Here is a 20,465-nt window from a genome sequence, read left to right on the forward strand (position 1 = left end):
GAGGCCGAGTCCGGATATGCGGATCGTCACGGTTGTCCTTCCGTTGCTGCTGGGCTTGCTGTCTGGTGCCAGGCGGCTCGGCGGAGCAGACGGAGTCCGTTGAGGCCGACGATGATGGTGGAGCCTTCGTGGCCGGCGACGCCGAGTGGCAGGGGCAGGGTGCCGATGAGGTCCCACGCGACGAGTACGGCGATGAACGTGGCGGCGATGGCGAGGTTGGCGACGACGAGCCGGCGGGCGCGGCGGGCCAGTTGGACGACGGCGGGCAGGGTGGCGAGTTCGTCGCGGGTGATGACGGCGTCGGCGGTGTCGAGGGCGAGGTCGGAGCCGGCGCGTCCCATGGCGACGCCGACGTGGGCGGCGGCTAGGGCGGGGGCGTCGTTGACGCCGTCGCCGACCAGGACCACCCGGTTGCCGCGGCTTTCCAACTCGCGTACCGCCGCGACCTTGTCCTGAGGGAGCAGGCCGGCGCGGACGTCGGTGATGCCGACCTCGGCGGCGAGGCGTCGGGCGGCGGGTTCGTTGTCACCAGTCAGCAGGACCGGGTTCCCTCCGGTTAGAGCGGTGAGCTGGGTGACGGTGGCGGCGGCGTCGGGGCGGAGCGTGTCGGCCAGGCCCAGCACGCCGACGGGTTCGCCGTCGACCTGGACCACGACGGCTGTTCGGCGGGTCTGCTCCAGCTCGTCGACGAGGGCGCGCAGCGAGCTGTGATGGCCGGTGTCGAGTGCGGTGGGGCGGCCGACGTCGACCTGGTGGCCGTCGACGCGGGCGGTGACGCCGCGTCCGGGAGTCGAGGTGAAGGCTTCCGGCGTGGGTAGCGGGAGCTGCGCCGTGCGGGCGGCGATGACCATGGCGCGGGCCAGGGGGTGCTCGGAGGAGCTTTCGGCGGCGGCGGCCAGCGCGAGCACCTCATCTTCGGTGCGCTTGGTGTGGGGTAGGAGCCGGATGTCGGTCAGGTGGGGGGTGCCTTGGGTGAGGGTGCCGGTCTTGTCGAAGGTGACCCGGGTGGCGGTGGCGAGGTGTTCCATCACGACGGCGGACTTGACGAGCACGCCGTGGCGGCCGGCGTTGGCGATCGCGGACAGCAGCGGCGGCATGGTCGCCAGGACCACCGCGCACGGTGAGGCGACGATCATGAAGGTCATCGCCCGCAGTAGCGTCGGTTGCAGCTCGGCACCCAGGGCCAGTGGGATCACGAACAGGGCGATCGTGGCGGCGACCATGCCGACGGAGTAGCGCTGTTCGACCTTCTCGATGAACAACTGCACGCGGGCCTTGGTGGCGCTGGCCTCGGCGACCATGGCGACGATTCGGGCGATGACGGTGTCGCTGGCTGGGCGGGTCACGCGGACGCGGAGCGCGCCGGTGCCGTTGAGGGTGCCGGCAAACACCTCGTCGCCGGGGTACTTGTCGACGGGTGATGCCTCGCCGGTGATGGTTGCCTGGTCGACCTCGCTCGCGCCGTGGGTGACCTCGCCGTCGGCGCCGATCCGCTCGCCGGGGCGGACCAGGATGACGTCTCCCACGTACAGGTCGGCGGCTTCGACGGTGTCCTCGCCGGTCGCGGTGAGGCGGGTGGCCGTGTCGGGTGCGAGGTCGAGCAGGCCGGCGACGGAGTCCTCGGTGCGTTTGGTGGCGATAGCTTCCAACGCGCCGGAGGTGGCGAAGATGACGATGAGCAGCGCCCCGTCGAGGACTTGGCCGATGGACGCCGCGCCGATCGCCGCCAGGACCATCAGCAGGTCAACGTCGAGTTTGCGCTCGCGCAGCGCCTGCAACCCGGCCCAGCCCGGCTCCCACCCGCCAGCGACGTAGCAGGCCAGGAAGAGCGCCCACCACACCCAATCCGGGGCGGGGGACAGGTGAGCCAGCAGACCCAGCACGAACAGGCCAGTTGCCGCCGCGGCCCAGCGGACCTCGGGCAGCGACCAGAGGGCGGTCCGCCGCTGACCCGCTCGGCGCGGGGGGAGCGGCGGTGCGGGTTGGGCGGTAAACGGGTTCTCGACGCTCGTCGTCACGGGGGCATCTTATATGCGCAGTCATGCAGATACGCAAGCAATCGGATGGCCGGTATGCTCCCAACATGCACACGTCGCTGCCCGACTTCGACATGCCCAACGAGGAGCAGGTGCATCTCGCGGCCGAGACGTTCCGGCTCCTGGCCGACCCCACCCGGATCAAGGTCCTGTGGGCGCTGTTGCAGGGCGAATCCTCCGTCGCCTGCCTCGCGGAACTGGCCGGAGCCGCACCCACCGCAGTCAGCCAGCACCTGGCCAAGCTCCGGCTCGCTGGGCTGGTCAAAGGGCGTCGCGAGGGGACTTTCGTCTACTACTCCGCCGCCGACGACCACGTCCGAAGACTGCTCCGGCAAGCCCTGTTCCACGCCGACCACATCGACCGCAACCTCTCCGAAGCGCCTACCGCTTAACCCGGCAGCGAGTAGCCACGCGAGTAGCCAAGGCGGCGAAACCACCCGGACGGTTGCGGACGTCACCGGACCGCCCTACCGGCCCGGGAACACCATGACCACGCCGTGCCCGCTCCTGGCAGTGTGGGGCACACAGGGGGCACAAGACGCTGTCAAACGTCGTCAATCAGCCACCAACGATGGCCGCCCGAGAGGCCGTGTGAGCAGGCGTCGGATGCCGTTCCCGCTGGTGGCAGCGCAGCGGCTCTAAGTTCCGCTTCAACGTATGACGCCTCTTCCCCTACGCTGCGCCGATGGGGATCTTCGATCCGGCCGCGGAATCCGAGGCGTTGGGTGACCGTGACGGATGTTGGACGTTTATCCGGAGGTTCGCCGCGGCTTGGCGTGAGCCTCTAGGACCAGGTGACGGGGAGAGCTGCGCTGCCATCGCCGCTGTGGAACAGCGGTTGCTCGTCCCGCTACCGGCTGCGGTGCACGAGGCGTATGCGTTGTTCGGCCGGCGAGATGACCTGACCCGCAACGAACACGGGATGCGCCGGCTGGACCAGCTGGACTTCTGGAGTCCTCACGGCCCGCACATGCTGGTCTTTCGAGTGGCGGGGCAGGGCGCTTTCCACTGGGGTATCCGCTTGGCGGACCTGCACCTGGACGATCCGCCGGTGATGGTGCGAACGGACATGCGGGGATGGTTCCGTTACCTGGACAGGTTCTCCCTTGCTGCCGCTGAGTTGGTGCTGTACGAGACAGTGGTCGGTGAGGGCATGTACTTGGCCATGGGCGACTACGACGAGGCTCTCGTGGCGCGGCTCACCGGGCAGTACGCCGCGTTGGAGCTACCGCCTGTGCCAGTTGACGAGGACGACCCGGTGGGCAGGGTGCACTGGTACGGGGGCCCGGATGTGCTCGTTTCCCTGCAAGGCGATGCCGCTGTGTGGGTCTGCGGACGTACCGAGCAGGATCTTGTCGAAGCCATCAGGCCCCTGCCCGGCCGGTGGTACCACTTCTTCTGAGGCCACCCACCCACTACCGGTGCCGGTGAACCTGGCGAGGGGCCGGCTGGGCCGTCTGTGGGCCGTCCTGGGACGTCAAGCGCCGACCAACGATGACCGAGGACGACCAGCAGCACCCGAAGAAACACCAGGTCAGCCACCACATGACGGCGGCTGACCTGGTGGGCGACGGACGAGTCGACCTGTACGCCGGATTCCGTTAAAGCGATGGTTCGTGGAAGTAGACGGTGGCCGACCACCAGTCACCGTCGGCAGTGACCTCGCTGTGCAGGATGACGTCCTGGACCTCGATGCCGGGCCGTTGTTCGATGCTGTCTGCGATGCGGCGTAGCAGCGCCGGGACGCTGTCTTGGCCGGGGCCGATTGGGTTGGCTTGCGAGAAGTGCTTGATGGTCCAGGATTCAGGTTCAGACGGCATGGCGGCAGTGTGCCAGGGGTTCGGACGGCGGCCGTCTCCTGCGGTGTGGGGCACATATGGGGCACAAGAACCGTCAAACGTCGTCAACCAGCCACCATCGTTGTCAGCCAGAGGCGGCGTGTGAGCAGGCGTCGGGCGCTGTTCCCGCTGGTGGCGGGACAGCGGCTCCATGTTCCGCTTCAACGTCTGACGCTCGGGCCTGGTTGACTAACTCATTTGATGCCGTCCGTCATCGGCAGATTGCGGGCCGGGGGCAGTGTGACGGCGCGCTGCTGGCGGAAGAACCGGTTCGACGGGGGCATCAGCAACAAGGCCAGCGCCACGAGTGGGAGGACGATGCCTACGGCTCTCGACGGCAGCTCGAGGGCGGACACCCAGCTGGGTTGCGTGGCGACGGTGAGCCGGGCCAGTTCCTCTACGAACAGGGACTCACTGGACTCACTGGTCGAACGGCCGGCAATGCCGGCACCCCAAGAGCAGCAGGTTGACAAGAGCCCAGCCACCGCAACGAGCATGATCCGCGCCGTCTGGTGCCCGCGTTGAACCCAGACTGCCAGCGCCGCCAACACCGCGGCGACCAAACCCTGCACGGCCGTAAGGGCAAGCCCGATCGCGGCATTGATGATGCGTTCCTGGGCCATCTGGGACTGGGTCGCCCCGGTGGCTTTGGCCACCTGCGGCAGGAGGCGCTGGACTCTGATTGTGGCCTCGATCGAATGTGCGGCGGCGGCTAGCAGCGTAACTACCACGATGCCCAGCAGGACCAGGGCCACCGTGACTGTCCAGGGTTGCGTCGGACGGTTGCCCTCTGTTGTCGGCAATCTGCCGGTGGCCGCTGCGCGTTTTGCCATGGCAGCCAATGTAGATGGCGGGCACCGCCTTGGTGTGACCTGCTTGAGCTATGCCAAGGCGCGCCTTCTGCCTGTCCGAACAGGGTCATGCCGAGTGAGTGACAAGCTGGGTGACGATGGGCGGGAAGACGGCCGTGTTCCCTTCCATCTCCCCAACTCAGCGGGTCGGGCCCTCGGCCGCTGTCGCGAGCCGATGAAGCGGATCTCTTACGAGGAGTACATCCTGGCGGCAGCGCTCACCCTCGCCCGGCGCCACCGCCCGGTCTGGTCATGGCGGCACTGGCGACGCATCTGCCCGCTGTGGCGCGGACCTGCCGTGCCGCAGCCGTCACCGCATCCCGATGAACCGCGGCCACTGGCCCGGCCAGGAGAGCCCCCGGTGACCACTCACCACCCGATCACGCCGGCCTGGACGTGCGGCGGCTGCGGTGCCGACTGGCCCTGCCAGACCCGCAGGCGGGAGCTGCGAGCGGAGTACGACAAAGCCCAGGTATCCCTCGCCCTCTACCTGGCCGCCCAGCTCGTCGACGCTGCCCAGGACCTGGCCCATGTTCCTGCCGGCCACCTGCACTACCGATTCGTCGGCTGGACTCGATGAGCATCCTGCGGCCCGGCGACGAGAAGTTCCACTACAGCGACGGCTCCCACAAGTGGACCCCGCCGGACCCGGACTACGACCAGGAGGTCTGGGAGGAACAGGTCCGCCAGCACAAGCAAGGCCACCTCAGAAACGAGCGCCCGAAGGTCCGCATCCAGCGCCTGATCTAGCGCCAGCAGTACAGCAGCGAAGTGCAGCAGCCGTGCCAGTCGAAACCAGACCGAGCAGTGCACCAGCAGGCCGTCTGACCTCGCATCGAGCCTGATCCGACCGGCTCGCCGACAGTTCACACCGAAGGGGTCGTGACAGGCGACCGTGCCATCGCCAGCCGGTGTGGACTGCGGCTGGTTCTCGCAGGCGGCGGTGCGACGCGGGCAGCGAGCGGTGAAGGCGCAGCCGGCGGGAAGGGCGGTGGATATCGGCGGATATGGCGGTCGCGGTGACGTCGGTGAGCCCTCTTGCGGGCACCCACCCGAGAGCCAACGCGAACACGGCTATCGCGGCCAGACCGATCCAGAACACCGGCATCGACTCGACCGTGTACGCGGCGGCCCGCAACACGCGGTCGAACAGCTCCACCGCGCCGGTAGGCGACGAGCGCACCCAGCAGCAGGCTTGCGACCAGGACCACGGCGAGGGTGATGCCGATCAGCAGCAGCGTCCAGCCGACCCGGGCGGCGAGCACCGACGCGCCCGGTTCGTGGCGGCTGGTCGACCAGCCCAAATCGCCTCGCAGCAGGTTGCCGATCCAGCACAGGTACTGCACAGGCAGCGGATCGTCGACCCCAGTTGTCGCGGACCTGCGCCAGGTTCTCCTCGCTGGCGGTGAACGCCGCCGCGCCCGCGTACTGCTTGGCCGGGTCGACCGGCGATGCTGCGCCCAGTGCGAACATGCCGACGCTGGTCGCGGCGAGCACCGGCACGGCGACCAGCAGCCGCCGCCGCACCACCGCCCCCGCCTCGGCCAATCGACCGGGGCGGGGGCGAGGTATGACCGGCCGCTGCGGTCACGGCCCTCCGTCGTGCTGCTAGACCGGTTCGAGGACACCCCGGAAACGGGTCAGAGCCATGAGGCGGACCATCGGAATGAGCGTCTGGGCCTTGCTCAGTAGCGGGTGCTGCTGGATTGCAGTCGCGGCGAGACCGTTGACGCTTGCCCGTCCACCGTGGCTCCGGCAAACTGCATCATCCGGGCCATCATTCGGTTGTTGTCGGCGGGGAAGTTCAATACGGGAGTGGATACGTTATCCAGTGTGGCGCGCTGGGCCTCAGTGAGAGTGACGTTCAAGGCATGCAGGTTGGCCTCGAGCTGGTCCATGCGGCGCGCTCCAATCAAGGTGGAGGTAATGCCGGGACGGCCTTGTACCCACGCCAGGGCCACTGCGGCGGGACTGGCGCCCACCTCGCGCGCGACGGCGTGGAGCGCGTCGATCACGACGTAGTCGGCCTCGTCCGGGACGCCGACCATCTGCGCGCGGGCGGTGTCGACCGGGCCGGTGGTGGCGCTGGAGTACTTGCCAGACAAGAATCCGCTCTTCAGCGGCCCCCATGGCATCACTCCCATGCCCAGGGCCTGAGCCATGGGGATCAGTTCCCCCTCCGAAGTGCGTTCGAGCAGGGAGTACTCCAACTGCAGGGCGACGATCGGCGCCCACCCGCGGAAACGCGCGACGGTGGCGGCCTCGGCAGTCGCCCACGCCGGGATGTCGGAGAAACCGACGTAGCGAACCTTGCCGTCGCTGACCAGATCATCCAGCGTTTTGAGGGTCTCCTCGACGGGGGTGGACGGGTCGAAGTTGTGCAACCAGTAGATGTCGACGTAGTCGGTCTGTAGGCGCCGCAGTGAGTTCTCCAACTGTTGCACGATCGCCTTACGGCCCGGTCCGCCGCCGTTAGGGTCGTTCTGGTAAAGGTTGCCGAAAAACTTCGTACCAATCACCACCCGATCGCGCAGTTCGCGCTGGCGAGCGAAGTAGTCGCCAATAATCTTCTCGGAATGACCGTTCGTGTAGATGTTGGCCGTGTCGATCGAGTTGCCGCCCCGGCCCAGGTAGGCCGCGAGGACATTCTTGGATTCCTCAGGGCTGCTTCCCCAACCGAAATCCTCGCCGAAGGTCATCGTGCCCAGCGTGAAGGGGCTGACGCGCAGGCCCGAACGGCCGAGCGTGACGTAGGAATCGAGCGACATCAGGGAGCTCCAAACTGACAGAGGTACGAGGCGGTGTCACGGACCGCCCCCGGGCGCCCCACCATCCAAGCCCTCGGAGCCTTGATCAACTAGCACGATACGGGCGACTTGTTGCACAATCCGCTCGCCCTCTTCGGGATCGTACGTGCCCCGGAAGATCAATTCGCGCGTTCCGCCCTGTTGACTCCACTGCTGCCGCGAAGTCCTGCTGGCACCTGCCCTCGGTGGTACGGGAGGGTGAACGGGGCTTTGGTTCAGGGTCGGCCGGGATTCGACGTGGGCGACGCGGCGGTGGAGGTCGCGCATCATGGCGCAGTTCGACGCTATTGAGGACGACGAGATCCTCGGCCTGATTGACGAGATCGTTCCACCGAGTTCCGACAGCGCTCCCAGCGTGAGCGGTTTGCACGTTGGCGCAGAAGTCTGCCGTCGAGCAGGTGCCCAAGCCGTTCGGTCTGTCAACGTCGAGGGAATCGGCGGACGGCAGTTCGACCTGGGGGAGAGGGCGGTTCGGGTGGGCGTCCTCGCGCGCGGATCGCGTCGGAAACGGCGATCCCGGCGAGGACCGCGGTGGCGGCGAGGGCGGCCAGCAGCGGCGGGGCGAGGAGCACTGCCGGGGCCAGGGCGGCCAGCGCAAGCACCCCCATCGGTTGATCCCGGGACACGCGGCCGAACACCGTGTGCTCGAAGATGCCGCGCCCGGTCAGGAACAGCGTGGGTCCGCCGAGGAGGACGGCGATCCAGGCCGGCTGTGTGTGCCCGAAGGGGTGGGCGATGACGAGCTCGGCGCCGACGGAGCTGGCCACGACGCCCGCCACCATGATCGGGTGGGAATAGGTCGCCGAGAGGCTGACTCGGAGTGGATCCGGAGCGGCCGCGATGGCTTCCGCCAACAGTTCCCCCGCTCGGAAGATATAGATCCGCCACAGCAACGCGGTGGTGGCGAACGACACCAAGACGGCAGCACTGTGCTCCGCGTCGAAGCCGCTCTCGCTGAACGCCAGTCCGGTGACCAGGATCATCTCGCCGAGCGCGATGATGAAGAACTGCCGGAAGCGTTCGGCCAAGTGCTCGCCCAGGATCGCAAGCTCTGACGCGTTCAGGCGACCCAACCCCGGCGTGGGCAAGCGGAGAGCGCTCGCCGTGTAGTCGGTAGCCACCGCCAGCGTCCACAGCGCCACACGCGCCGTACCGTGCGTGACGGCTCCCGCGATCCACGGCGCAGCGGACACGGCGAACCAGAAAAGTATCCGCTGGAAGGCGCGTTGCGTCTCGTGGCCTCGCACCAGTAGCGCGAGCACGACGCTGGCACCGATCTGGATGGCGACGTACGTGCCCGCGAAGGTCAGGCCATGCTTGCCGAACGCCTCAGGCAGCGCGGCGGCCATGACCAGGCTTCCGAGCATGGACGCGATGACCAGCAGCTGTATCGAAGGTCGGTGCGGGTCGAATATGTCGGTTGTTCCCGAAATGTGGGACCAGACAAACGACAGGGCCAGCAGTAGTACCAACGTCTGGAAGGCGCCGCTCCAGTTGAGATGGTCCAGCAGGCCATGCGAGAGCCGGAAGAGCGCGAGGACGAACACCAGGTCGAAGAACAGTTCCAGGAAGGTGGCCCGCTGCGGCTCCCCGGGTCTCCGCAGCAGCTCGCCCGCCATGCTCGTCGTCATCGGCTCGCCCGTTCTATCGGCTTTGTGCCAAAGTTAGGGCATTCGTACCACGCGCCGACGGTATGACGTACCTCGGTACGGCGTCCTGTTTTCATAGGAGTGCTCAACGGCCGGTCAAGCCGCCGAGCAGCAACAACGGGGCGCTGCGTAGTGCTTGACCTCCCAGTAGGGTCCGAAGTGGTCGCCTCCTGCTGCTCACATCATGCGATGCTCGAAGGCGCGTCTGGGGGCTGGGCAGCCAACAGCGCGACCGCTACGTCTGTCGACGAATCGGCTCGAGGGCGCCTGCTCGTCCGGTCCTGGTGCTCTCCTGCCGATGAGCGGATGTTGGCCGACGGCAGCGATGATCAAAGATGTAAGACATGGGTCACGAGCACCTCACGTTTCACAATCCTCCACCGGCGACGCCGGTGGTGGTCCAGATTGCTCTCGATCGCGATGACATAATCGGCGCTTTGGATGCGATGGTGGGATGCGCCCTATACGGCGATGGCGACTGGAGAGAGTCGCAGGAGCTCTACCTGGCTCTACTCGGTCACGATAACCAGCAAGTGCAGGCGCTCGCCGCCACCTGCCTTGGGCACCTGGCAAGGGTCTACGGTCAGCTCGACGAAGATCGCGTAGTCGCCGCGCTCCGTCGGGCGCGCGTCTTGCCTCACGTCAAGGGGACTGCCACCGACGCGCTGGAGGACATCGAGCGCTTCCTGCATCCTCTGCATGCTCGCTGGCAGGGGCGCCTGTGGCGACTTGTCCGCCCGTGGACTTGGTTCTAACGCAGGGCGCAGAGCCTTCAGCGGCCGCGGACACCTCACCCGGCTACATCCTCGCCGGGCTGCCGAGACGTCGACGATTCCGGTGCCCTCCGTTGGTAGCCGCAACGGTCAGCGGGCGGGTGACGACCAGGCGAGGAGATGTCCGCCTGTGCTGTTACCTTGCCGGCCGTGAATGATCAGCTGTCGTGGATCGACCGGATCATCGAGGTGACCGGGTGGCGCCATGAGCCCGAGGGCGCTGCCGGCTGGGAGCAGGCGGAGGCCGAGCTCGGCGTCACGCTGCCTGGCGACTTCAAGGAGTTGTGCCGGCGGTTCGTGCCAGGCCTGTTCATGGGCGTCCTTGACCTACTGCGCCCGACTGACGATCACGATTCGACTTCGCTGCTCGGGTGGTGGAACTCCGGCCGGCGTTGGGTGAGTGAGCATGACGATCCCGCCGCGCGCTTGTACGCCCCTTACGATCTGTATGGGCCCGACAAGGGGTCCGGGCTGATCGAATGGGGTCACGACTCGTCCGGAGGTCAGTACTTTTGGCTGGCGGACCGCTCGGTGGAGTCTGATCGGTGGCCCGTGCTCGCTCGGCACGACCCGCCCCACCCGTGGCACCGGTTCGACATGTCCATGACGGAGTTCATCTACCGCATGCTCGCGGACCCGGAGCTGGAGTCGTTTTCGATGGTCGCTCCGACGTGGCGACCGTTCTATCTGCCGTACTGGCAGCCGTTTCCCGCCACACCTGAGGAGTGGGACGCTCTCGGCGACCCGAACCGCGAAAACTGAGCAGTACCCGTCTCTGTCCGTCTCGGTCAGATGCCGAGCGAGTCGCCGGGCGGTGTCCGCGTGAGGCATGCCGGTCCTCTAGGAGCGCCAGCTCCGGCCCCGGGAGCCGGGTCCGTGCTGGTCGAGGTTGGGACAACTGCGCCACTGTGGCGGTGTCCGTCGAGGGCGCGGTCCACGGCACGAAAGCCGACTCAGGCTGTGTCAGGCGACGCCCGTACGTGCGTCAAAGCTCGCTTGACGTGGTGGACGGCCACGGCGGCTTCCCAGCCCTTCGTTGGAGGGCCAGTGCCTCTTTGGTGCGGGGAGCTACCGGCTGCACAATGTGCCGGTGACTGAGACGAAGCTTGAGCATCGTGACGACCGAGCCTGGCCGAAGGGCGCGATGCCCGCCTCTCTCTTGATTGGGCTGGCAGTGGTTGCGGCCGGCGTCACGGTGACAACAGCCTCCAGTCACGTGGCGCTTGCAGCGTTGTGTCTGTTGGTTGGCCTCGCGGTCGGCTCGTCATTGATTGTCATCGGAATCCGCCGGTGGCTCGACGGTCAGGCGATTCCGGCCGGGCTCGGCATGGTGTCGTTGTTGTTCGCCGTCGGTGGACTGACCCTCAACTGGAAAACTGGGTTCGTCGGCGCAGGCGGTGCGCTCCTTTTGGGGCTTGGAGGCGGATGCCTCCTTGCCAATGTCTGGGCGATCCGAGCGGCAGGGCGGAACCGTCATCGGTGAAGGACAGCTCGCCGTGGCCGCCGCTTGGGCATAGGTCGGTCTGCCGCACGGTCGCCACCTGTCAGTGGCTCGGCCAACCGTGGCGAGCCCCTGTGTCGAACCGTCGCCCGATGTCTCTGCCGTGCCCGTCTCGTCAGGTGAGGAGCGGTTAGCTTCTCAGTGGCGAAGACGACGGGTTGGCTGCGGGCGTTGCTGGATAGGGGTACTAGGGATCGTCGCGAGGAATCCTCTGACGCCAAGCCCTTCGCACCGGAGTGCATGTCGCTGCTTGAGTTGGCCCGGTTGCTCGCTGGTCGGGGGTACAGCGAGAGAGTTGCCAGTGCGTATGTCGAGGTGGTGACCTTCGCGTCGACTGACGAGATCGTGGCGATGCTGGACGTGATGCTGGAGGAGGACTGGATAGGTCTTCCGGTCTGGGCGCGAAACCTCGCGTTCCGGCTGGCCTGCCTCCAACGGCCGGAGGACGTCGAGTTGTTGCGTGTGGCGGCTACCGACCTACATGCCTTCGGTCCTGACTGGGACGCCATAGCTGCGGAACTTCACCGTCGAGCAGACCGATTGGAGGCCGGGCAGGAAGGGAGCCTTCCCTGACTCTTCTGCTCCTGTTCGGTTGCCCTGGTGCTTCCACAGCAACGGGGCCGGACGGGGATGGGCGCGGGCGGACAGCCGCGGATTGCCGCCCGAGGTCAGAGAAAGACGCAGACCGGCCGGACGGAGCGCCCAGAACTTACAAGCGAGGGGTCTTAGGCACCGTTGCGTCGGCCTGGAAGTTGGCGCGCCGTGTGTGAGGGGTTATAAGGCGGCGGGCAGGCCGGTAGCGTTGGTGCCACGGCGGCCCGGGGCCGATGGTGCATCCCGCGCTATGAGGAGGTTCGGGATGGATTCCTTGCCGGAGTTGACTTTCGGACAGCGGTTGAAGGTCTACCGGGAGCGGTCCGGGAAGACTCGCGCGGTGCTCGGCGGGTTGGTGGGCCGTAGCGCCGAGTGGGTTAAGGCGGTGGAGACCGACCGAATCCTGCCGCCGCGCATTCACATGCTGGATCGCATCGCGCGTGCGCTCAAGGTCGACGTGTCGGCGTTGGCCGGGGAGTTGAGCGACCGGTCTGCCGTGGTCAACGGGCCGGAGCATCCTGCGCTGGCGTCTGTCCGGGACGCCGTGAACCGCTTCGTACTTCCCGACGAGGCTTCCGCGGAGTCGTTGACGAGCCTGAGGGAGCGGCTGACGGTGGCATGGCGGGCACGCCACCATGCGTCGGCTCACCGTACGGTGTTGGGCCGGTTGTTGCCGGGGCTGCTTCGCGACGTGCAGCGCGCCGTGTTGGCGTACGAGGGTAACGAGCGTCGACGGGCTCAAGCGCTGTTGGCCGAGACACTCGGGTTGACGCAGATGTTCCTTGCCTACCAGCCTGCCGCCGAACTGCTGTGGCGGGTGGCTGATCGGGCGATGATGGCAGCCCAGGAGTCCGGTGACCCGGAGGCGGTGGCATGCGCGGGATGGTTCCTGTGCCAGGTGCATCGGGATGCCGGTGACTGGGACACCGCGATGGCGGTGACTCTGGACGTCCTGTCGGCTCTAGAGTCGCGCGCGGCCGACGGGAGCACGAACTTGCTGGCGTTGTGGGGTGCGCTTAACTTCGAGGCGGCCTACACCGCCGCTCGTGCTGGGGAGGAAGGCCGGGCCTGGCGGTACTGGGATCGCGCGGACCGGGTGGCGCAGCGCCTACCGCAGAGCTTCTATCAGCCGCAGACCTCGTTCTCGCGGGTCATCATGGGTGCTCATGCGGTGACCGTGGCGGTGGAGCTGCAAAAGTCTGGGGAAGCGGTACGGCAGGCACGCCGCCACGACTCGGCGGCCATTCCGTCGAGGCCGCGCCGGGCACGCCACCTCATTGAGGTCGCGCGGGCGCACTACGGCAAGGACGACAAGGAAGCGGCCGTGAAGACCCTTCGGCAGGCGTACGAGTCGGCGCCGGAAACGATCCGCTTCAACGGGTACGCCCGTCAGATCACCTTGGACCTGCTCGATGGTCCGCGTTCCACCCGGGACGACGCCCGTGACCTTGCAGTGAAGGTCGGGCTCCTCTCCTGATTCAGGGGTACAGACCATACCCATTCCGCTCCGCGACCCACCGTAGCTTCCTGCTCACGGGATGCGGCGGGCGGTGCGGGTATCGCCTGGTCGCCGCGTCCCTCTCAGCTGCGAGGGCAGGAAGCCGCCCTCGTGACCGACGAGGGAGGGTATGTGCGGCGCGTCTCGTATGACGACTACCTCTCGGCCACCGCGCTGACACTCGGCCGCAGGCATCGGCCGGTGTGGTCATGGCAGCTCTGGCGGCGCGTCTGCCGCTGTGGGGCAGACCTTCCCTGTCGCGCCCGGCATCGGGTTCCGATCAACCGTGGCCATTGGCCGCAGGAGGATGAGCAGTGAGAACCGGGCAGGAGCAGACGATCGTCGCCGTGCATATCCGAGGGCTGGACGGCATGTGCGTCGGCTGCCGCGCATGGTGGTCGCGGCTGGCTCCCTACCCGTGCTGGCAGGTGGAATGGGCGACCAGCCGGCAGGCCTGGATGATCACCGCTCGCTTCCTGGAGAGTGTGCGGTGACCACCCACGGCCCGGTCATGCCGATCTGGAGTTGCGGCGGCTGCGATCTGCCCTGGCCCTGCCCGACGCGGAAGCGGGAGCTGCGGGCGGAGTACGCGGATGCTCCGGTGTCGCTGGTCCTCTACCTCGGGAGCTATCTCGTCCAGGCCACCGAGGACATGCCCTGGACGCCGGCCGGCGTGCTGCACCGCCGCTTCCTCGGCTGGACCAGGGAAGCCGGCGAGCCCATGCCACCAGTACAGCAGCGAAATACAGCAACCATGCCAGCCGAACCGAGCCGAGAACCGCGTCAGCAGGCCGTCTGACCCGGACGCGGCCTTCGCCGCCGAGGGACGTGTGCTGGCGGCGCGTGTTGCGGAAGAGCTACCGCAGGCGGTGGTCTGGTTTTACGACGGCAGCAGCGCCGACACGGCTGGACCGGACTGAGCCGCGCCCAGGGGCGCGGCTGTCGACAGCAACGGCGACAGCAACGGGCCGGGACGAGGACGCCCGCCAGCCGGGCGCGGACAGTCGCCCGAGCTCACGGAGCGGACGGACCCGCTTAGACGGAGCGGGCAGAGCTTGTAAGCGGGCCGCCTTGCCGCTCGGGTCAAGCGCCGAATCTGATTTCCACCTCGGCTTTGGCCAACAAGGGGATTGCCTTCAACTCACCCTTGATCGACCATTCCTTCGGTTTCAGTAGGCCCGATATGAGGTTCCACAGATACCCCATGGCCTTTCGAATTAGCTGCAGGATTCTGGTGAAGGCTGCGGCCTTGCGGGGAGGCGTTACGGTGATCTCGTGGTCGGCCCAGTCGGGGCTGGATAGCTCGTCTTGAAACTCCGTCACCTCAGTTTGCAGGGACTGCATTGCCAACGCCATTGATGCTACGGCCCGACTTTGTGCGTCGGTGTCCTGAGTCACCAGGATCCTAAGCTGGTCAGTCAGGAAGTCGCAGCTAACGCTAACATCTTCCATGAACTGCTCCAGCTTGGCGACCGACACTTCGTCTGCCAAATTGCGCACTAGTGTTTGTGCGGCCTCTTTGACGCTGTTGACCGCCTCGATAAAGCGGGTCTCCCGGTTCCGGAAAAACTCTTGGGCGGCCGCGCTCTCTCCTCGAACCTCGCGTGGCCTCGGTGTTTCGGCGCCCTCCGCTGGTCTAGTTGCCTCAGCCGCCTCGAGCGGGAGCATGCGAGCGTCCACTGTAGGTTCAGGAATCGTCTCAGACGATCGTGTTGACGCAGGCGGAAAGATCCGGCGACGTTCTGTCCGTCGCAGCATCTCTATACCTGAAAGTGGGCTTTCGCGCTCGTCGCCGCCGAACTCCCTCATAGATGGATCGTCCTACAAGTGGCGTCAACATACTGTCGGGTTGTTGTCTAACGGTTGCCACGGGTCGTACCCGTGCTGCCCCATCTCGCCGTTCCTCAAGCCCCGCCATGCCGCGAGCCGATCAACCCGGCGGCATCGGCCGACCTAGGGGCTGCGGCAGCACCTTCGCTTGGAACTCGTCGGCCCCTACCCGTCCTACGAGATGCAGGAGTGCGGTGAGACGCAAGTAGGCTCCGCGCGGGAGCCGGACTTGCTGGCCTCGTTCGTTGGCCAGCGCCTGCTCGACGCCTCTCTCATCCGCGGCTACCAACAGAGCCGTCGGTCGGTGGTCTCCGACTGCGATTCGAACACGACGACCTGGTGGTGGCTTCGCTTGGTCATGAGTGGGTGCTCCGGCGCTCAACTCGGCGTCACCCGGTCACGTTGCCACCGACCTCACCCACCACGGCAGTCCGCGTACCGCCGCCGAGGGCGCCCGGATCATCGTGCGCCTGACGACGCTGGCCGCCGACGCCCCGAGCGGCGGCTACTTCAGCGACGCCGGCGCCCAGCCCTGGTAACCGCAACGGTGACGCACCGAGAGGTACGAGGAGACCGTCACCCTGCGGGATTGCTGCGCCACCCGCCTGACGGCCGCCGGTCCGGGGCAGCGGGCGGCCCGGCCCGCCACTACGGTGCGGAGGATGGACAGTTCCCATCCGCCGGTGGCCGGCATCGTGCACCAGGCGTCCGGCTCGACCGTACGGCTGCGCCCGGTGGCCGAGGACGATCTGGCGATGTTGCGCCGGTTCGCGGTCGAACCCGGACTGATCGGGCTCGACTGGGCCGGCTTCCGGGACGCCGCCGCGCCGGCCCGCCGCTTCGCCGAGGACGGCTATCTCGGCGAGCGGACCGGCGGCCTGGTCGTGCAGGTGGAGCCGGCGGCGGATGTCCGGGCGGGCTACCTCAGCTATCTCCAGGGTCAGTACGGTGGGCGGGCGCCCTACTGGGAGATCGGCATCGCGCTGCTGCCCGAGTGGCGCGGCCAGGGCATCGGCTGGCGGGCCCAGGCGCTGCTCTGCGACTACCTGTTCAGCCACACCCCGGCGCAGCGCATTCAGGCCACCACCCATGCCGAGAACGCCGCCGAGCGGCGGTCGCTGGAGAAGGCCGGCTTCCAGTTGGAGGGGGTCCTGCGGGCCTGCGAGTTTCGGGCCGGTGCCTGGCGCGACGGGTGTCTCTACAGCCGGCTGCGCGACGACCCGTCACCGCTGTGACCCCTCCTCAACTGGGAGGAGCTTGTCGAGGGTGATCGGTAGCTCCCGGATGCGGACGCCGGTGGCGTGGTACACGGCGTTGGCGATCGCGGCCGCCGCACCGACGATGCCGATCTCGCCGACGCCCTTGGTCCTCATCGGGTTGACGTAAGGGTCGTCCTCCTCGATCCAGTGCGCTTCGACGGCGCCGACGTCCGCGTTGCTGCTGATGTGGTACTGAGCGAGGTCATGGTTGATCACGTGACCGAACCGGAGATCGGGCACGCTCTGTTCGTGTAGCGCCATGGACAGACCCCAGGTCATTCCACCGATCAGTTGTGAACGGGCGGTCTTCGGGTTGACGATCCGGCCGCAGGCGAACACTCCCAGCTGCCGGGGTACTCGTATCTCGCCGGTGTCCTCGTGTACCCGTACCTCGGCGAACTGCGCGCCGAAGCTGTGCATCGCGAACTGCTTGAGGTATGGGTTCTCCGGCGTGTCGGCGGTGACCTCCAGGCCGTCCGCCGGCACGGTCCCGCCGTGCTCGGTGCTCAGTCGCTGACGCAGCTGGTCGGCGGCCGCGTATATGGCGGCGCCCCAGCTGGTGATCCCCGCCGATGCTCCCTCCTCGGCCGCGGGAGGGTATGCGGTGTCTCCGAGTCGCAGGTCGATCTGCTCGACGTCGACCTGCAGCGCGTCGGCGGCGACCTGGGTCAGCGCGGTGCGGGTCCCGGTGCCGATGTCCACGGCCGCGATCAGTACGAGGTACCGGCCGTCCGCGCCGGCCCGGATGGTCGCCTTCGATCCTGGCAGCCGCAGTACTGGGTACGTTGCGGCTGCCACTCCGGTGCCTACCAGCCAGCCTCCCTCCCGACGTGCCCGCGGGGTGGGATCGCGCTGCTCCCAGCCGAAGCGGCGGGCGCCCTCACGCAGGCAGGTGACCAGGTTTCGGCTGGAGTATGGTAGGCCGAAATGTGGGTGTTTGTCCGGCTCGTTGCGGATCCGCAGTTCGATGGGATCCAGGCCGCAGGCGATGGCCAGCTCATCCATGGCCGACTCGAGCGCGAACATGCCGGACGCCTCCCCGGGCGCCCTCATGATCGTCGGCGTCGGAACGTCCAGCTCGGCCACCCACTGCTGAGTAAGGCGGTTCGGTGCGGCGTACATGCTCGGGGTGCCTCTGGTGCTGTGCTCGGCGAACTCCTTGACCTTCGAGGTCTGCTCGATCGAGCGGTGGTCGATTGCGACCAGGCGGCCGTCGCGTCCGGCGCCCAGCCGGACCCGCTGGATCGTCGGTGGCCGGTAGCCGGTCAGGGAGAACGTCTGTTGCCGGGTGAGCACGAACTTTACCGGTCGGCCCGAAACGAGCCGGGCGGCCATCGCGGCGAGCACGACGTCGGCGCGCGGAAGTACCTTCGACCCGAACGCGCCGCCGACGTGCGGCGATATCACCCGTACCCGGCTGGGGTCGAGCCGGAAGGCGCCGGCCACCGCCCCCTGTATCCCGGTCACCCCCTGGGTCGACAGATGCAGAGTCAACCCCTCGTCGGTCCAGCAGGCGATCGTCGTGTGCGGTTCCAGCGAGTTGTGGCTTATCCACTGGGTGCTGTAGACGTGGTCGACGCGCACGTCCGCCGAAGCCAGCGCACCGTCGACGTCACCGTCGGCGGTGTCCATCGGAAAGAGCGGCAGCACCTCGTTCGGCACTCGTAGCTTCTCCCGGTGGCCCGGTACCTCGGCCTGGAGGTCGACGTTGTGGGGTCGCTTCTCGTAATCCACACGCACCAGGCTGGCGGCGTGCCGGGCGATCTCCGAGGTTTCCGCAATCACCGCGCCGACGATCTGGTTGCGGAAGGCGACCTCGTCGGACTGCAGGACGCGCAGCTCACCGTCGTCTGTGCCGAGCCGGGGAGCGTTCTGGTGCGTCAGGACGCCCAGCACGCCCGGCTGCGCGCTCGCCTGGCTGCAGTCGATCCCGGTTATCCGGCCAACCGCGACGGTGCTCAACACCGGGAACAGATACGCCGGGTGCTCAACCGGGTGCTCGAACGCGTACGGGGCCAGGCCGCGCACCTTCTCGGGTCCGTCGAACCTGTCCAACGCCTGACCGATGGCCGGGGTGGTTGTGCTCATCGCTGTCCTCCGGTCAGATCCAGCAGCGTTCGCACCATCGTGTTTCGGGCCAATGGGACCTTGAACGCGTTGCCCCGCAGCGGCCGGGCGTCGGCGAACTCGGCGTCGGCGGCTTGGCGGAACAGTTCCTCGCCGACCGGTCGGCCACGCAACAGTTCCTCGGCCCGATACGCTCGCCACGGCTTGTGCGCCACAGCGCCGAACGCGATTCGCACGTCACCCACCACACCATCTACGACGTCGATCGCGGCGGCCACCGAGACCAACGCGAACGCATACGAAGCCCGATCCCGGACCTTGCGAAAGTACGAGCAGGCCGCGAACGGCAGGGGCGGCAGATCAATCGCGGTGATCAACTCGCCGTGCTGAAGCACGGTGTCCCGCTGCGGATCCGCTCCGGGCAGGCGGTGGAGGTCGGTCATCGGTATCAGCCGCTCCCCGTCCGGCCCTTCGGTGCGCACCACCGCGTCGAGCGCGGCCAGCGCGACGGCCAGATCCGACGGGTGGGTCGCGACGCACTGCGGTGAGGCGCCGAGGACGGCGAGGTCTCGATGATGTCCCTCGATCGCCGAGCAGCCAGTCCCTGGTTCGCGCTTGTTGCACGGCGTTGTGACATCTTGGAAGTACGGGCAGCGGGTCCGCTGCAACAGGTTCCCCGCGGTGGTGGCGAGATTGCGTAGCTGCCCGGACGCGCCGGCCAGCAGGGCCTGGGAGAGCATCGGGTAACGTCGGCGAATCAGCGGGTCGGCGGCAAAATCACTGTTGGAAGTACCGGCGCCGATCCGTGCTCCACCGTCGGGCAACTCCTCGATCCGGTCGGAGGTCAGCCGCCGTACGTCAACCAGCAGGTCCGGCCGGGCCACGTCGAGCTTCATCAGGTCCACCAGGTTGGTTCCCCCGCCGAGAAAGGCGCCGTGCGGCGCCTCGGCGAGTAGCGCAATGGCCCCGGACGGGCTGCTGGCGCGTTCGTAGCGGAAAGGCTTCATCGCCGTGCCGCTTCCTGGACCGCTGGCACGATATTGGCGTACGCGGCGCAGCGGCACAGGTTGCCGCTCATCCGCTCGCGCACCTCGTCGTCGGTCAGTTGTTCCATGGTCGGGCGGTCACCCCCGCCATCGCCCACGGCGGCAGGCCGGTCCGCGGTCACCGCACTCGGCCAGCCGGCCTCGACCTCGCGGAGCATGCCGACCGCCGAGACGATCTGACCCGGTGTGCAATAGCCGCATTGAAAGGCATCGTGGCGGATGAAGGCACGCTGCATCGGATGTAGCTCACCGTCTGGGGCCAGCCCGGCCGCAGTCACCATCTCGGCACCATCGTGCGCCACCGCGAGGGCGAGGCAACTGTTGACCCGCCGGCCATCGAGCAGCACCGTGCACGCGCCGCACTGCCCGTGGTCACACCCCTTCTTTGCGCTGGTGATACCCAACCGCTCCCGCAGAGCGTCAAGCAGGGTTGTTCGCACATCGACAGTCAGCCGGTGCAGGGTTCCGTCCACGCGGAGGGTGACATCGACTTCCATGCTCAATAGCTCCCGACAACGTCCAGCCAACGGATGGTCCCGAAAGTAGTCTGTTATGCCCTCATCCGACCTATAAACAGGGGAAAGCGCGCTATATCTTGTGCGGGGCACCTCGGTGAGGAGTTGGTCGCCGTCGTGGATCCGGGAGGTGGTGCCGTCGCCATCGTCGGTACGCCGGCTCTGGATCCCGCAACGCCAGTCGCCGGGATGCTACTTGCG

The 20,465-nt window shown here is 67.5% G+C and carries 22 protein-coding genes; 13 read left to right on the forward strand and 9 right to left on the reverse strand.

Annotation, left to right across the window (positions count from 1 at the left end):
* Positions 1 to 26: 26 nt before the first annotated feature.
* Positions 27 to 2,018 (reverse strand): heavy metal translocating P-type ATPase, encoded by a 1,992-nt coding sequence (locus ACSNOA_RS10510; RefSeq protein WP_436657757.1) that lies wholly within the window; start codon positions 2,016 to 2,018, stop codon positions 27 to 29.
* Positions 2,019 to 2,083: 65 nt separating this feature from the next.
* Between ACSNOA_RS10510 and ACSNOA_RS10515 the strand changes: the two genes are divergently transcribed.
* Both ACSNOA_RS10515 and ACSNOA_RS10520 read left to right on the forward strand, forming a co-directional pair.
* Positions 2,084 to 2,428 carry an ArsR/SmtB family transcription factor gene (locus ACSNOA_RS10515; RefSeq protein WP_436657758.1) on the forward strand — a complete coding sequence of 115 codons (345 nt, stop codon included), beginning with the start codon at positions 2,084 to 2,086 and terminating at the stop codon, positions 2,426 to 2,428.
* Between the two features lie 293 nt (positions 2,429 to 2,721).
* Positions 2,722 to 3,438, forward strand: a complete 717-nt coding sequence (locus tag ACSNOA_RS10520; protein WP_436657759.1) for a hypothetical protein — start codon at positions 2,722 to 2,724, stop codon at positions 3,436 to 3,438.
* 199 nt (positions 3,439 to 3,637) lie between these two features.
* Here the strand turns inward: ACSNOA_RS10520 and ACSNOA_RS10525 are convergent, their stop codons facing one another.
* On the reverse strand, positions 3,638 to 3,856 hold the full coding sequence (locus ACSNOA_RS10525; RefSeq protein WP_436657760.1) for a hypothetical protein: 219 nt from the start codon (positions 3,854 to 3,856) through the stop codon (positions 3,638 to 3,640).
* Positions 3,857 to 4,068: 212 nt separating this feature from the next.
* Entirely contained in the window at positions 4,069 to 4,707 is a 639-nt protein-coding gene (locus tag ACSNOA_RS10530; protein WP_436657761.1) for a hypothetical protein, read from the reverse strand.
* Positions 4,708 to 5,086: 379 nt separating this feature from the next.
* On the opposite strand from ACSNOA_RS10530, the gene ACSNOA_RS10535 reads away from it, so the two are divergent.
* Both ACSNOA_RS10535 and ACSNOA_RS10540 read left to right on the forward strand, forming a co-directional pair.
* Positions 5,087 to 5,305, forward strand: coding sequence for a flavin reductase (locus tag ACSNOA_RS10535; protein ID WP_436657762.1), 219 nt, complete (start codon positions 5,087 to 5,089; stop codon positions 5,303 to 5,305).
* Positions 5,302 to 5,475: a hypothetical protein gene (locus tag ACSNOA_RS10540; RefSeq protein WP_199496078.1), complete on the forward strand. Its 174-nt coding sequence runs from the start codon at positions 5,302 to 5,304 to the stop codon at positions 5,473 to 5,475. The genes ACSNOA_RS10535 and ACSNOA_RS10540 overlap by 4 nt, the downstream gene beginning before the upstream one ends.
* A 935-nt stretch (positions 5,476 to 6,410) precedes the next feature.
* Here the strand turns inward: ACSNOA_RS10540 and ACSNOA_RS10545 are convergent.
* Positions 6,411 to 7,493: an aldo/keto reductase gene (locus tag ACSNOA_RS10545; RefSeq protein WP_436657763.1), complete on the reverse strand. Its 1,083-nt coding sequence runs from the start codon at positions 7,491 to 7,493 to the stop codon at positions 6,411 to 6,413.
* 458 nt (positions 7,494 to 7,951) lie between these two features.
* On the reverse strand, positions 7,952 to 9,163 hold the full coding sequence (locus ACSNOA_RS10550; RefSeq protein ID WP_436657764.1) for a low temperature requirement protein A: 1,212 nt from the start codon (positions 9,161 to 9,163) through the stop codon (positions 7,952 to 7,954).
* Between the two features lie 362 nt (positions 9,164 to 9,525).
* On the opposite strand from ACSNOA_RS10550, the gene ACSNOA_RS10555 reads away from it, so the two are divergent.
* The 7 genes from ACSNOA_RS10555 (at position 9,526) to ACSNOA_RS10585 (ending at position 14,346) form a co-directional block, all read left to right on the forward strand.
* On the forward strand, positions 9,526 to 9,936 hold the full coding sequence (locus ACSNOA_RS10555; protein ID WP_436657765.1) for a hypothetical protein: 411 nt from the start codon (positions 9,526 to 9,528) through the stop codon (positions 9,934 to 9,936).
* Positions 9,937 to 10,104: 168 nt separating this feature from the next.
* Positions 10,105 to 10,716: a hypothetical protein gene (locus ACSNOA_RS10560; RefSeq protein ID WP_436657766.1), complete on the forward strand. Its 612-nt coding sequence runs from the start codon at positions 10,105 to 10,107 to the stop codon at positions 10,714 to 10,716.
* A 328-nt stretch (positions 10,717 to 11,044) separates the two neighbouring features.
* On the forward strand, positions 11,045 to 11,437 hold the full coding sequence (locus ACSNOA_RS10565; protein ID WP_436657767.1) for a hypothetical protein: 393 nt from the start codon (positions 11,045 to 11,047) through the stop codon (positions 11,435 to 11,437).
* A gap of 159 nt (positions 11,438 to 11,596) precedes the next feature.
* A complete protein-coding gene (locus tag ACSNOA_RS10570) occupies positions 11,597 to 12,028 on the forward strand; it encodes a hypothetical protein (protein WP_436657769.1) in 432 nt (143 codons plus the stop codon).
* A gap of 286 nt (positions 12,029 to 12,314) precedes the next feature.
* Positions 12,315 to 13,526: a helix-turn-helix domain-containing protein gene (locus ACSNOA_RS10575; RefSeq protein WP_436657770.1), complete on the forward strand. Its 1,212-nt coding sequence runs from the start codon at positions 12,315 to 12,317 to the stop codon at positions 13,524 to 13,526.
* Positions 13,527 to 13,861: 335 nt separating this feature from the next.
* Positions 13,862 to 14,041: a hypothetical protein gene (locus ACSNOA_RS10580; RefSeq protein WP_436657771.1), complete on the forward strand. Its 180-nt coding sequence runs from the start codon at positions 13,862 to 13,864 to the stop codon at positions 14,039 to 14,041.
* Positions 14,038 to 14,346 (forward strand): hypothetical protein, encoded by a 309-nt coding sequence (locus tag ACSNOA_RS10585; RefSeq protein WP_436657772.1) that lies wholly within the window; start codon positions 14,038 to 14,040, stop codon positions 14,344 to 14,346. The genes ACSNOA_RS10580 and ACSNOA_RS10585 overlap by 4 nt, the downstream gene beginning before the upstream one ends.
* A gap of 284 nt (positions 14,347 to 14,630) precedes the next feature.
* On the opposite strand, the gene ACSNOA_RS10590 is transcribed toward ACSNOA_RS10585, so the two are convergent.
* Positions 14,631 to 15,356 carry a hypothetical protein gene (locus ACSNOA_RS10590; RefSeq protein WP_436657773.1) on the reverse strand — a complete coding sequence of 242 codons (726 nt, stop codon included), beginning with the start codon at positions 15,354 to 15,356 and terminating at the stop codon, positions 14,631 to 14,633.
* A 383-nt stretch (positions 15,357 to 15,739) separates the two neighbouring features.
* Here ACSNOA_RS10590 and ACSNOA_RS10595 point away from each other — a divergent pair, with 383 nt between their 5' ends.
* Both ACSNOA_RS10595 and ACSNOA_RS10600 read left to right on the forward strand, forming a co-directional pair.
* Positions 15,740 to 15,916: a hypothetical protein gene (locus ACSNOA_RS10595; RefSeq protein ID WP_436657774.1), complete on the forward strand. Its 177-nt coding sequence runs from the start codon at positions 15,740 to 15,742 to the stop codon at positions 15,914 to 15,916.
* Between the two features lie 123 nt (positions 15,917 to 16,039).
* Positions 16,040 to 16,612 (forward strand): GNAT family N-acetyltransferase, encoded by a 573-nt coding sequence (locus ACSNOA_RS10600; protein WP_436657775.1) that lies wholly within the window; start codon positions 16,040 to 16,042, stop codon positions 16,610 to 16,612.
* Here ACSNOA_RS10600 and ACSNOA_RS10605 read toward each other — a convergent pair.
* From ACSNOA_RS10605 to ACSNOA_RS10615, 3 genes are read right to left on the reverse strand one after another with little or no spacing between them, the layout of a single operon-like run.
* Positions 16,601 to 18,724, reverse strand: a complete 2,124-nt coding sequence (locus tag ACSNOA_RS10605) for a xanthine dehydrogenase family protein molybdopterin-binding subunit (protein WP_436657776.1) — start codon at positions 18,722 to 18,724, stop codon at positions 16,601 to 16,603. The genes ACSNOA_RS10600 and ACSNOA_RS10605 overlap by 12 nt on opposite strands.
* Positions 18,721 to 19,710 (reverse strand): FAD binding domain-containing protein, encoded by a 990-nt coding sequence (locus ACSNOA_RS10610; protein WP_436657777.1) that lies wholly within the window; start codon positions 19,708 to 19,710, stop codon positions 18,721 to 18,723. Before ACSNOA_RS10610 ends, ACSNOA_RS10605 begins: the two co-directional genes overlap by 4 nt.
* Complete coding sequence (locus ACSNOA_RS10615) at positions 19,707 to 20,246, reverse strand: 2Fe-2S iron-sulfur cluster-binding protein (RefSeq protein WP_436657778.1); 540 nt, start codon at positions 20,244 to 20,246, stop codon at positions 19,707 to 19,709. The genes ACSNOA_RS10610 and ACSNOA_RS10615 overlap by 4 nt, the downstream gene beginning before the upstream one ends.
* Between the last annotated feature and the right edge of the window lie 219 nt (positions 20,247 to 20,465).

It is taken from the genome of Micromonospora sp. URMC 103 (genome assembly GCF_051386435.1).
In the GTDB taxonomy this organism is placed as follows: Bacteria; Actinomycetota; Actinomycetes; order Mycobacteriales; family Micromonosporaceae; genus Micromonospora.